The sequence below is a fragment of the Arhodomonas aquaeolei DSM 8974 genome, assembly GCF_000374645.1.
In the GTDB taxonomy this organism is placed as follows: Bacteria; Pseudomonadota; Gammaproteobacteria; order Nitrococcales; family Nitrococcaceae; genus Arhodomonas; species Arhodomonas aquaeolei.
The window spans coordinates 34,551-46,648 of record NZ_KB894820.1 but is presented as its reverse complement, the minus strand read 5'-3'; the positions used below and the strand labels follow the sequence as shown (position 1 = coordinate 46,648).

The window sequence follows — 12,098 nt, the reverse complement described above, 5'->3', positions numbered from 1 at the left end:
GCTCGACGCCCAGCTGCTGGGGCGCCCGGAGCCGATGACGCTGGCCGGCTTCCCGCTCAGCCACGACTTCCTCGGGCTGTTCGACACGGTGGCCTCGGTGGGGCTGGCGAACCTGAGCGTGATCGCCGACGGCCACGGCGGCTGGGCCGACGCCCAGCGCGCGCTGCGCGTGCCGCGCGAGGCCGGGCGCTGCCTGCACCTGGTCGCCGCCCACGAGAACCGGCGTTCCTTCCCGCTGGATTCCATCCACGTGGGCGATGAGCTGCCCGCCAACGGCAAGGAGCTCGTCTACCCCGGCGTGCACTCCGACATCGGGGGCGGCTACCGCCCGGGGGACCAGGGCAAGGGCACCGAGGAGCTGGGCGCCGATATGCTCTCGCGCCTGCCCCTGGCGGAGATGTACCGCCAGGCGCGGCTCGCCGGCGTGCCGCTGAAGCTCGAGCACGCCGAGCCCGACGTGCAGGACGGCTACAAGATCACCCCCCGCACCATCGCCGACTTCAACGCCTACCTGGACGTCTTCGAGACCCGCAGCGGCGGCACGGCGGCGATCGTGCGCGAGCACTGGCGCCGGGCCATCGAGTGGCGGGTGCACCTGCACCGCCACGGCGGGATCACCGCGCTCACGAGCTATCAGCGTGCCTCGACGCTCTCCCGCAACCGTCTCGCGAGCGCCTGGGCCGCCTTCGGCGAGGAGCTGGCGAGCTTCCGGCGATGGCGCGGCTTACACCGGCGCTGCTTCACCACCCCGGACGCCGCCCCGCAGAAACCGCCGGCCGAGCGCGGCCGCACCACGTTCCTGCAAACGCTCATGACGATGCCCGATTTCAGCAGCCTCGCCTGCCTGGCCACGCCCCTGCCCGTGCTGATCCTCGACCGCTTCCCCAACGGCATCGACCCGTCGCTGGACGGGGACTGGCGGCGCATCGACGGCTTCTTCGACACGCTCGCCCGCCCGCCGGCCGCGGTGGCCACGCTCATGGATCACTACGTCCACGACGCCATCGCCGGCTTTCTCGCCGACGATCGCACAGAGGTGATCGGCCACCTCAAGGACTTGGTGCGGTACAAGCAGCTGCTCGACGGCGACGAGCGCTTTGCCCTCAATGCCCGGCGCCTTGGCATCTCGCTCAGCGACGAGGAGCGGGGCTACGCCGCCTACTACGAGCGCACCGGGCGGATCCCCCCCGGCATGCCCGTCGACGCCCGCGAGCCGTCCTGGCTCGGCGCCGGCTACCTGCGCTCGCGCCGCATCTACGCCGGCGCCGATGACAGGCTGCTGACGGCGCGATCCCCCTTGTCCGGGTTTGCCGACGCGGAGACTGCGTAGCGCGGGACCGGGCCCCGCCGGCGTGCAATTGCTTGCCGCGGCTCCGGTTCGCGGTGAGGAGGGGCGGGGATCCCGGAACGAAGAGTCCGTGACCGGCGCAGGGTAGGGTACGCGGGATCAGCTCGGCCGGTGGCCGTGGATGATGGTCAGGTTGGGACCCCGCGGCCGGTGCAGGTAGCGCTCGATGGGGGTGGGGCGGCCGAAGAGATATCCCTGGGCGTAATCGATGCCGAGTTCGCGTACCTCGCGGAAGATACGCTCGTCTTCCACGAATTCCGCGATGGTGGAGATCCCGAGTTCCCGGGCGAGGCGCTGGATGGCGCCGGTGACGGCGCGGTCCAGGCGGTCGTTGGGCATGCCGCGCACGAAGCCGCCGTCGATCTTGAGGAAATCCACCTCCAGTTCCTTGAGGTAGCTGAACGACGCCATGCCGCTGCCGAAGTCATCCAGCGCGAAGCGGCAGCCGACGCTGCGCAGGCGCTGGATGAAGGTGCGTGCGGTGGCGTGGTTGGAGATTACTGCGGTCTCCGTGATCTCGAAGCACAGCGACTCCGGTGCCATGTCGTGGTGGTGGAGCGTGTGCAGGATGAAGTCGCAGAACGTCAGGTCGCCCAGCGTCTGCCCCGACAGGTTGACGAACCAGAGGGTGTCCTTGCGGTCATGGGGGCGGATCGTGCGGATGAGGTTGCCCACCACCCAGCGGTCGATGCTCGGCATCAGTCCGTAGCGTTCCGCAGCGGGCAGGAAGGTCCCCGGGACGATGATTTCGCCGTCACGGTCACGCATGCGCAGCAGCAGCTCCAGACGGCGCCGGCGGGACTCGCCTTTACCACCGCCCTGCCGGCACGGGAGGATCGGCTGGCAGTAAAGGCTCAGGCGGTTCTCGTCCAGTGCCTCGCGGATGGCGCTCACCCAGGTCATCTCGGTGCGGTAGCGATCGCTGAGGTGATCGTCCTCGCGGAAGACGTGGATGCGGTTGCGGCCATGATCCTTGGCGATGTAGCAGGCCGCATCCGCCTTGCTCATGGCCGATGCCGTGGACTCCGTGCCCGCGTTGATCTCGACGATCCCCGCGCTCGCTGTTACCGGGAACAGCCGCTCCCCCCAGCTGAAGCGCGTGGTCTCCACTGTGTGGAGATAACGCGCCGCGGCTTCGCGCGCCTGTTCGGCGCCGTGCCTGTGGAGCAGGATCCCGAACTCGTCGCCCCCCAGGCGGGCGACGCAGTCGCCGGTATCGATCAGTTCCGAGAGGCGGCGGGCGAGGCGGCGCATCAGGGCGTCGCCAGCCTCGTGGCCGCAGACGTCGTTGATGAGCTTGAACTGGTCGAGGTCCACCAGGCAGAGACTGGTCTGGCGTGTGGGTTCCTCGCGGACCCGGGAGAGCGCCAGCTCGATCTCCTGCTGGAAACCGGCGCGGTTGAGCAGCCCGGTGAGTGCGTCGTGACGGCTCAGGTGATCGAGCTGGGTCGCGCGCTGGTCGGCGAGTTCCCGTACCGCCCGTTCCCGGCGGGTCATCTGACCGACCAGCCAGGTGGCGAGCGCCGTGAGTCCCAGCGACAGGCCGAGCGCCACGGCGGGTCCGCGGAGGTCGTAGGCAAAGCGGGCGCCGGTAGCCGCCACGGCTGCGCTGTAGGTCCGGCCGCCGGTGCTCCAGACGTGTGCCAGATGCTGCCCGCCGGACCACTGGTACCAGGCCGGGGGATCGTCCTCGAACGTCCGGGTGTGCAGTGTCTCGCGGCTGTCGCGCCCGGTAACGTCGCTTACCGTGATCCTCAGGCCCTGGGAGCGAAGCACCGCGAGGGCGTCGGTGACCAGCGCGTGCACCTTGAAGACACCCTCCGCCAATCCCCGTGTGCCGCGGGTATGGATGTTGCCATTGTGCTGGAATACCGGCACGAACACGAGGATCGCCGGTTCGTTGCCCGAATCCTGGACCAGGGAGGTGCTCGCGCTTGCGGAGAGTTCGGCACGGTCGATGGCGGCGCGTATGGCGTTGCTGCGTGCCTCGTTATCCGACGGGTCGAATCCGAGTGCGCGCCGGTTCTCGGTGAACGGCTCCACGTAGAGGATGGGGTAGTACTCCTCGCGCCTCGGCGCGCGCACCAGCTCGCCGGTGGCGCTCAAGTCCCGGATGGTGAAGCCGGGGAATTCGGCACGGACCCGTGCGATGAAAATCTCTCTGCCCAGGTGCGTGATGCGCGGTACCCATTCCAGGGCCTCGATGGTGGGGTGGCGGGCGAGGATGGAGCGGGCGAGGCGGGAGAAATCCTTGCGGGTGACGACCTGTTTGACCTGGAACAGATCGGCGATCTCGCGAACGCTCGCGAACTGCTGGCGCCAGGTCTGGGTGATGGCGGTGACGTGTTCACGCGCGGCGATGCGGAAGGCCGTGTCCGCGCGCCCGCGCTCATGGTGGTACGCGGCATAGGTCACCAACAGGCTCACGGTCAGCCCGAAGACGGCAACCACCACCGGCAGCAGCCAGGCGGGAAGGCGCGGGCGGGTGTGCGTGCGCCGGCCGTATGCCGACGTGCCGGCCTCCGGTGTGCTGTCGATGTCCCACCGCGCTCCGGTCATGCGCTCTCCCCCTCGGCGTCCGTGGAGGGCCTAGGGAAGGGTGACCGGTGTCGGTGGCCGCCAGCCCTCGGCGGCGTGCTCGCAGACCACCGTGGTGTCGATACCTCCGCGGGTGGCGAAGGCCATGCGCACGCGCATGAAACGCGGTGCCAGCCGGGCGACGAGGTCTTCCAGTATCCGGTTGCTCACGGCCTCGTGAAACGCGCCCTCGTCGCGGAATGACCAGACATAGAGTTTCAGCGACTTGAGCTCCACGCAGCGTGCGTCCGGGACGTAGTCCAGGTACAGCGTGGCGAAATCGGGCTGGCCGGTCATCGGGCACAGGCAGGTGAATTCCGGGATGGTCATCCGGATGGTGTAGTCCCTCTCCGGGGCCGGGTTGTCGAAGGTCTCCAGGTCGCGGCTCGGCTGACTCGGCATTGACGTTTCCTCGGTGTGAAGGGCCCTTCTGCGCGGGTTGCCCGACGGCGTCTTGGCGTGGGGCGAGCATACCACCCGCGGCGCCTGCGTGCCCGCTGCGCCGATGCCAGCACGTGATGTCGGTGAGGGTCAAAGGGGGGGGGCTGAACAATGCGGGGGGAGACCCGGAAACGAGAACGCCCCGCCGGAGAGGGCGGGGCGTCGGGACGGGTCGCCGCAGCGACCCTGACTCGGAAGCGCCGGCGCTTACTTCTGTTCGGTCACCGTCTTCATGCCGGTGACCTCGACCTCCACGCGCCGGTTGGGCTGCAGGCAGTTGATGAGCTCGTTGCGGCCGCCGGTGTTCTCGCACTGCACGACCGGATCACCCTCGCCCATGCCGACGACCTGCATGTCGTAGCCGGCCATGGTGGGCTTGCTCATGAGGTAGTCCGCCACTGCCTGGGCACGACGCTCGGAGAGCTTCTGGTTGTAGGCCTCCGGGCCGATGCGGTCGGTGTGACCGAGGACACGGATGCTGCTGACCTCCCAGTCACGGTCGATGCGCTGGGCCATCTGGTCGAGGCGGGCACGGCCCTCGTCGGTGAGGGTGGCCTTGTCGAAGCCGAACAGCGTACGCGCATCGATGGTGACGCGCTCGGTGCGCTCAACCATCTTCGGCTCCGGCTCGGGCTCCGGCTCCGCGGTCTCGATGACGTCGCCGCATTCCTCGCGCTTCTGCATCTTCGACTGGTTCGGGTCGTACCAGCACTCACCGTCCGCGTTCTTCCAGACCGTGTCCTGCGGGTTCGACCAGTAGGCGCCCTCCTTGTCCATCATGCTGTTGTCGGCACTGGCGAGGCCGGCCGCTCCCAGCGTCAGCACCAGCCCCAGGCCGATGGGCAGAAGGGTGTTCTTCATATCGAAACGCATCATTGCTTCTTCTCCTGTCTCCCGTCGTGGGGATGTATTTGCCGTTTGCTAGCCGGTCCCTGCGGGAACCCCTGCAGCTCCAGTCTTTCAGTACTACCGTCCCGACAGCAAGAGTGTGCGCGATTTCACGTATTTCAACCGTGCGCACGCGTCGACATGTCGCCATGTGCGGCGCTGCATGTCTGCGTAATCGTAGAAGATAAACGCGGGTTTTCATTCCCGAGCCGTAAATGGCTATCGTATCCACGACCGGCCGTCGGCCATTAGTGACACCCCTCGGGAGGAAAGCCAGGACCATGCCGCATCCCATCGTGACCCATCCCGACCCGCGTCTTCGCCAGGTTTCGCGCCCGGTGGAACGTTTCGACGCCGAGCTCGCGTCGCTCGTCGACGACATGTTCGAGACCATGCATGCCGAGGAGGGCATAGGCCTCGCGGCGGTCCAGATCGGGATCCATCTGCGCCTGGCGGTCATGCAGGTCGAGGACAACCCTGCGCGGGTACTCGCCAATCCCACCTACGAGAAGCTGGGCGAGCCCATGCCGCTGGACGAGGGGTGCCTGTCGGTGCCGGGGGTGCGCGAGCGCACGAAGTCCCGGGTCGACCGTGTGCATGTGCGTGCACAGGACGTGCACGGCGAGTGGTATGAATTCGAGGCGGAAGGGCTGGAGGCGGCCTGTGTCCAGCACGAATGCGACCACATCGATGGCCGCCTCTACATCGACCACCTGACGCCGGTGCGGCGCAGGCGGCTGATCAAACGCTACGAGCGTGAACGCGCCCGGGAGACGGACTCCTGAAACCTCAGGCCACGTGCACCGTCAGCCAGGGGTGGGGGCGACGCATCGTCAGTCCGGGAAGAAGGCTGCGCCACAGCCGTGCACTGCCGGCGCGCATGGTCTGCGCACGCAGCGAACGGGCGTCGCGCGTAATCCGCTCGAGCTCGGTGGGGTTGAGATTGAGGACGGTAAGCTCATTGGCGGACATGGTCTTTGGTCTCCTGAATGATGCGGTGCGTCAAATGTTAATGAGCAGGATAACGCCCCGCATCTCAGTCACATAGACATCTTCGGGCATAATCCCCTTTCCCCGGCAGCACAGATCCGCCGATGGGGTCGCATTGCCGGTTTTCCGTCGGAAAGGGGTGGTGGATACCGGGGTCGCGTGATCTATACTGGCGCGCTTTGCGCAGTGTAGTGGTAGTGGACATCGGTATGGCATCCGGCAGCAGACATCCCCGACTCGCGTGGTCCCAGGTCACCCTCGATAGCGCCCTGGCGCGTCTGGCCGGGGTCGAGACCGCGTGCATGTTGCCGATCTGGAGCGACCGCGCCGACGAGGGGGTGCCGGGCGAGCCCGTCGAGCACGATACCACCGACCTGCTGCGCGGCCTGTCGCTCGCCTTCGGGGAGGGGCCGGAGGAGTCCGGGCGTGACTGGGCCGCCGTGCATTCGTCACTGCTGGTCGCTCTGGCGGAGGTGCGGCGGTTCGACAACGTCGATGCGCTGCTGCGCAGCGTGGCGCTGGATTTCCGTCGTGACGGCTACCGCCGGGAGGCAGTGGCGGCCGTGCGTACCGCCCTGCGCATACGACCCGACAGCCAGCCGGCGCGGTGCCAGCTCATCATCGGGCTGTGGTTCCTGATCTGCGACCAGCTCGAGCCGGAGCCGGACGTGCGCCTGAGCGAGATCCGCTCGCTGTTCGAGGGGTTCGGCGAGGCCAGCGGCGAGACGGCGCGGGTCCGCGAGCTCGTCGCCTTCGCCTATCTGGTATCGGTGTTCTTCGAGGAGATGCGCATCGACGAGGAGGTGACCTTCGTCCGCCGTGCCCGGGAATGGCTTGCCGACAGCCCACTCGCCGGGCGTCTTGCAGACATGCAGGCCGCCGGCTACGTCGATCTCGGCCGCCTCTGCGCGGTGGAGTGATGCGCCGGCCTCAGGCCTCGCCGTCGCGGTTGACCGGGTAGGGCCCGGTCGGGCCGCGCAGCGGCTGTAGCAGCAGCCGGTCCAGGCGCAGCTCACGGGGATCGCGGAACTGTTCCAGGCCGATGACCATGCCCTCGTGCCCCGCTGCCGGTTGCGGCCGGTAAGTGCCCAGGAGCCGGTCCCACCAGGACAGGCAGAAGCCGAAGTTGCTGTTGGTCTCGTTGCGGATCACCGAGTGATGGACCCGGTGCATGTCCGGCGTGACCAGTACCCGCTGCAGCCGGCGGTCCACCGCCCCGTTCAGCCGTACGTTGCCGTGATTGAACATCGCGCAGGCGTTGAGCAGCACCTCGAAGACCAGCACCGCCACCGGCGGTGCGCCGATCGCGGCCACCGCCGCCATCTTCAGCCCCATGGACAGCAGTATCTCGACGGGGTGGAAGCGCAGCGCGGTGGTGACGTCGAATTCCAGGTCCGCGTGATGAACCCGGTGCAGGCGCCATAGCGCCGGGACGGCGTGGAAGAGCACGTGCTGGAGGTAAATCGCGAGATCCAGGGCCAGCACGGCGAGGATCACCGCGCCCCAGTGCGGCAGCGTGACGGTGTTGAGCAGCCCCCAGCCCTGCGCTTCGGCGAGCAGGGCGAGCCCGACCGCCGCGGTGGGGAAGGCGACCCGCAGGACCAGGGTGTCGATCACCACGATGCCCAGGTTGCCCGGCCAGCGCCGGGCACGGGGGATAGCGCGGCGGCGGCGCGGAACAAGCGTCTCCCAGACCGCCATCGCCGCGAGCACGCCCGCGAACGCCGACAGCCGTACCCAGGGCTCGTGGCCGAGCAGGAAGGCGTCGAATTCGCTCATCATCCGGTGGACAACGCCGCCGGGACCGGGTTCCGGCGGCGCCGGCCGTCACTCCCCGCGGCCGCGGCCCCAGTGCTCGGCGCCCGGCAGCAGCAGGTGCATGCCCACCGCGACCACGCTGCACAGCGCGATGCCCTCCAGGCTGTACTGGCCGTGGCCGACAGTCAGCCCACCGATACCGAAGACCAGGGTCACCGCCATCACCGCCAGGTTGCGGGCGATGGAGAGATCCACCTGATGACGGACCAGGGTGTTGACGCCGACTACGGCGATGGAGCCGAACAGCAGGCACAGGATGCCGCCCATCACCGGCACCGGGATGCTCTGCAGTACCGCGCCGAACTTGCCGATGAACGCCAGCACCACCGCCAGGCCCGCTGCCCAGGTCATCACCCGGGGGTCGTAGTTGCGCGTGAGCATCACCGCGCCGGTGACCTCGGAGTAGGTCGTGTTGGGCGGCCCCCCGAGGCCGGCGGCCATCGAGGTGGCCAGCCCGTCGCCGAGGAGGGTGCGGTGCAGGCCGGGGCGCTTGAGGTAATCCCGGCCCGTGACCGAGGAGATGGCGAGGATGTCGCCCACGTGCTCGATGGCCGGGGCGATCGCCACCGGGATCATGAACAGGATCGCCCGCCAGTCGAATGCGGGTGCGGTGAATGCGGGCATGCTGAGCCAGGGGGCCTCGGCGATGGCGCCGGTGTCCACAACACCGTAGGCGAAGCTCAGCAGGTAGCCGGCGATCACGCCGAAGATGATCGGGATCAGCCGGAACAGGCCCCGCGCGAGCACCGCCACGGTCACCGTCACCGCCAGCGAGACCAGCGATATCACGATGGCGTCTGCATACGGAATGAGCTGCTGGGCGCCGTCGCCGCTCTTGCCCATGGCCATGTTCACCGCCGTCGGCGCGAGGCTCAGCCCGATGACCATGATCACCGGGGCGATCACCACGGGCGGCAGCAGCCGGTCGATAAAGCCCGTGCCGCGGGCACGCACGGCGCCGGCGAGCACCACGTAGAGCAGGCCGGCGGCCATCAGCGCGCCCATGGTCTCGGGCAGGCCGAAGCGCTGCTTGGCCGCGATGATGGGCGCGATGAACGCGAACGAAGAGGCAAGGAACACAGGCACCTGTCTGCGGGTCACAACCTGGAAGAGCAGGGTGCCGGCGCCGGCGGTGAACAGTGCGACATTGGGATCGAGGCCGGTGATCAGCGGTACCAGCACCAGTGCCCCGAAGGCGACGAGCAGCATCTGCGAGCCGGCGAGGGCCTGACGCGCCAGGCCCTGCGATTCGCTTTGTTGTGTTTCGTTGTCCTGCATGGGTGGTCTAACTCCCCTGGAGATGGCGGACGCACGGCGGGTGCGGCGGTGCAGGCCGCACACGCTGGATATGATGGAGAGCGCTGACGCGATCGGGCGGGCCCCGAGGTCATCTGCCCCGGGGGAGCAAGTCTGCCCGGCCGCGCTCGGCGGCGCAACAGCGCCGTTCGGCGGGCCCGCCGCGGGCATGGCCGGGTATCGGCGGGGTTTACGGGATAATGGCCGGTGGCGGTACCGTCGGGAAGACGCGCCGCGCGGCAACGGTACGTTCCGACAGGAGGACTGGACAGGTGAGCACGATGCGCAACAGGCGTTGGATCCCGGTGGTGGTCGCGGTGATGCTCACCGCGTTGCTCGCGGGCTGCGCGAGCTACGGCGAGCAGCGGGTGGCGCCGATCCCCATGCCGGCGTCCCAGGCGGATTCGGTCACGGTCAACGGCGCGACGCTGCTGGCGCGGGCCTACCTCGATCCGGACACGGCGGAGGAGGCCTTCGGTTTCGACATCCGGGGCGCCGGGCTGCTGCCGGTGCAGTTCGTCGTGGATAACACCACCACGGGCGAGGTGCGTATCGACGATGACAAGATGCTGCTGATCGACCGTGAGGGCAACGCCTGGCCCGTTCTCAGCGCCGATCAGGCGCTGGAGCGGGTGCGCACCCGGGTCGAGCAGGGCGAGGCTATCCGCAGCGGTGCCCGCAGCTCGCTGCTCACGGCGCTTGCCGGCGCCATTGCCGGCGCGGCCATCGGGGTGGTCAGCGGTGACGACGTGGTCAACACCGCCGGCAAGGGGGCCGCCGTGGGCGCTGCCGCGGGTGCGCTCGGTGGTGGTGTGAGCGGCTACGCCAACGTCGGCAAGGACATCCGCCGGGATCTTGCCGAACGCTCCATGCGGGACCGCGTGATCCAGCCCGGCGAGCTGGCCTACGGCTTCATGTTCTTCCCCGGGGCGAAGGAGGCGCAGTCCGTGGAGCGGCTGCGGCTGTCGGTGGTCGTCGACGGCGAGCGCCAGACCCTGCAGCTGCCGGTTTCCACCGTCACGGCGGGAGGTAATGAATAGCCTATCGTCATGATGCTCCCTTTCAATTTCACCCGGGCGCGGGTGACGCGTAGCGTTCTATCCGAATCGCACGCACAGGGAGATACAGCGATGACGGACAGAAACCGCCTCACCAACGCCGCGGGCGCCCCCGTGGCGGATAACCAGAACTCCAAGACCGCGGGACCGCGCGGCCCGGTGCTGATGGAGGACTACCACCTCCTCGAGCGCATGGCGCACTTCAACCGCGAGCGTATCCCCGAGCGCGTGGTCCACGCCAAGGGGGCCGGCGCCTATGGCACCTTCCGCGTCACCGCGGACATCACCGACTACTCCCGCGCGAGCGTGTTCTCGACGGTGGGCAAGGAGACGCCGGTGTTCGTGCGCTTCTCCACCGTCGCCGGCGAGAAGGGCTCGGCGGACTCCGTGCGCGACCCGCGCGGCTTCGCGGTGAAGTTCTACACCGACGAGGGCAACTGGGACCTGGTCGGCAACAACACGCCGGTGTTCTTCATCCGCGATCCGCTGAAGTTCCAGGACTTCATCCACTCGCAGAAGCGCCACCCCCGCACCGGCATGCGCGACAACACCATGCAGTGGGATTTCTGGAGCCTCTCGCCGGAGTCGCTTCACCAGGTGGTCTGGCTGCTCGGCGACCGTGGGCTGCCGGCGTCGTTCCGCAATATGAACGGCTACGGCTCGCACACGTTCAGCTTCTGGAACGAGCGCGGCGAGCGTTTCTGGGTGAAGTTCCACATCAAGACCCGGCAGGGCATCCGCTGCCTCACCGAGGCCCAGGGTGCGACGATCGCCGGCGAGACGCCGGACTACCACACCCAGGACCTGTTCGCGGCGATCGAGGACGGCGACTACCCGAAGTGGACCGTCTACGTGCAGATCATGCCGGAGGCGGATGCCGAGTCGTACCAGCTCAACCCCTTCGACCTCACCAAGGTCTGGCCCCACGCCGACTACCCGTTGATCGAGGTGGGCGAGCTGGAGCTCAACCGCAACCCGGACAATTACTTCGCCGAGGTCGAGCAGGCGGCGTTCGAGCCGTCGAACCTGGTGCCGGGGATCGGCGCCTCGCCGGACAGGATGCTCCAGGCGCGGCTGATGTCCTACGCGGACGCCCACCGCTACCGGCTCGGGGTGAACTACGCCCACATCCCGGTGAACCGGCCCAGGGTGGAGGCGCATACCTACCACCGGGACGGCTACATGCGCACGGACGGCAACTACGGTGCGGCGCCGAACTACGAGCCCAACAGCTTCGGGGGCCCGCAGGAGGACCCGTCCGTGGCCGAGCCGCCGCTGCGCATCTCCGGTGACGCGGGGCGCTACGACCACCGCGAGGGCAATGACGACTACACCCAGGCGGGGGAGCTCTACCGGCTGATGAGCGCGGATGAGAAGGACCGCCTGGTGAGCAACATCGTCGGCCACATCGGCGTGGTGCCGGTGGAGATACAGCGGCGCCAGCTCCCGCACTTCCACCGTGCGGACCCGGAGCTCGCCCGGCGCATCGCCGAGGGCCTGGGGCTGGACGTCGACGCCGTGGTCGCCTAGCGATCCGGTGATCCCCTGTCGGGGGCGGCCCCGCGCCGTCCCCGGTGCCACAGGGCAGGATGTTGGCTGCCGGGAGCAGCCAACCTACACGGCGCGGCGCCGCCCGGGACCCCTGCCGTAGGTCGGCTGCTCGAAGGCAGCCGACGTCCCCG

At 68.6% G+C, this 12,098-nt stretch carries 11 protein-coding genes; 5 read left to right on the top strand and 6 right to left on the bottom strand.

Annotated features, from left to right (window positions below; all coding sequences use genetic code 11):
• Nucleotides 1-1,330 (top strand): T6SS phospholipase effector Tle1-like catalytic domain-containing protein (locus tag C516_RS21435; RefSeq protein ID WP_018719451.1); only part of this gene is annotated, 1,330 nt, incomplete at its 5' end.
• Nucleotides 1,331-1,447: 117 nt separating this feature from the next.
• Here the strand turns inward: C516_RS21435 and C516_RS20640 are convergent.
• From C516_RS20640 to C516_RS19840, 3 genes are all read right to left on the bottom strand, one after another.
• Nucleotides 1,448-3,907 (bottom strand): putative bifunctional diguanylate cyclase/phosphodiesterase, encoded by a 2,460-nt coding sequence (locus C516_RS20640; protein ID WP_018719450.1) that lies wholly within the window; start codon nt 3,905-3,907, stop codon nt 1,448-1,450.
• A gap of 30 nt (nt 3,908-3,937) precedes the next feature.
• The gene (queF, locus tag C516_RS0116105; RefSeq protein ID WP_018719449.1) at nt 3,938-4,327 is read right to left on the bottom strand and encodes a preQ(1) synthase; all 390 of its coding nucleotides are present in this window, start codon (nt 4,325-4,327) and stop codon (nt 3,938-3,940) included.
• A 246-nt stretch (nt 4,328-4,573) separates the two neighbouring features.
• Entirely contained in the window at nt 4,574-5,242 is a 669-nt protein-coding gene (locus tag C516_RS19840; protein ID WP_018719448.1) for an OmpA family protein, read from the bottom strand.
• Between the two features lie 293 nt (nt 5,243-5,535).
• Between C516_RS19840 and def the strand changes: the two genes are divergently transcribed.
• Nucleotides 5,536-6,039, top strand: a complete 504-nt coding sequence (def, locus tag C516_RS0116095; RefSeq protein ID WP_018719447.1) for a peptide deformylase — start codon at nt 5,536-5,538, stop codon at nt 6,037-6,039.
• 4 nt (nt 6,040-6,043) lie between these two features.
• Here the strand turns inward: def and C516_RS0116090 are convergent, their stop codons facing one another.
• Nucleotides 6,044-6,226: a hypothetical protein gene (locus tag C516_RS0116090; RefSeq protein WP_018719446.1), complete on the bottom strand. Its 183-nt coding sequence runs from the start codon at nt 6,224-6,226 to the stop codon at nt 6,044-6,046.
• Nucleotides 6,227-6,453: 227 nt separating this feature from the next.
• Between C516_RS0116090 and C516_RS0116085 the strand changes: the two genes are divergently transcribed.
• Nucleotides 6,454-7,164, top strand: a complete 711-nt coding sequence (locus tag C516_RS0116085; protein ID WP_018719445.1) for a hypothetical protein — start codon at nt 6,454-6,456, stop codon at nt 7,162-7,164.
• A gap of 10 nt (nt 7,165-7,174) precedes the next feature.
• Here the strand turns inward: C516_RS0116085 and C516_RS0116080 are convergent, their stop codons facing one another.
• Both C516_RS0116080 and C516_RS0116075 read right to left on the bottom strand, forming a co-directional pair.
• Complete coding sequence (locus C516_RS0116080) at nt 7,175-8,026, bottom strand: sterol desaturase family protein (protein WP_018719444.1); 852 nt, start codon at nt 8,024-8,026, stop codon at nt 7,175-7,177.
• Nucleotides 8,027-8,071: 45 nt separating this feature from the next.
• Nucleotides 8,072-9,340, bottom strand: a complete 1,269-nt coding sequence (locus tag C516_RS0116075; RefSeq protein ID WP_018719443.1) for a uracil-xanthine permease family protein — start codon at nt 9,338-9,340, stop codon at nt 8,072-8,074.
• Nucleotides 9,341-9,639: 299 nt separating this feature from the next.
• Here C516_RS0116075 and C516_RS0116070 point away from each other — a divergent pair, with 299 nt between their 5' ends.
• Together C516_RS0116070 and C516_RS0116065 are read left to right on the top strand one after the other, a co-directional pair.
• A complete protein-coding gene (locus tag C516_RS0116070) occupies nt 9,640-10,398 on the top strand; it encodes a hypothetical protein (RefSeq protein WP_018719442.1) in 759 nt (252 codons plus the stop codon).
• Nucleotides 10,399-10,488: 90 nt separating this feature from the next.
• Nucleotides 10,489-11,946: a catalase gene (locus C516_RS0116065; RefSeq protein WP_018719441.1), complete on the top strand. Its 1,458-nt coding sequence runs from the start codon at nt 10,489-10,491 to the stop codon at nt 11,944-11,946.
• The last annotated feature ends 152 nt before the right edge of the window (nt 11,947-12,098 follow it).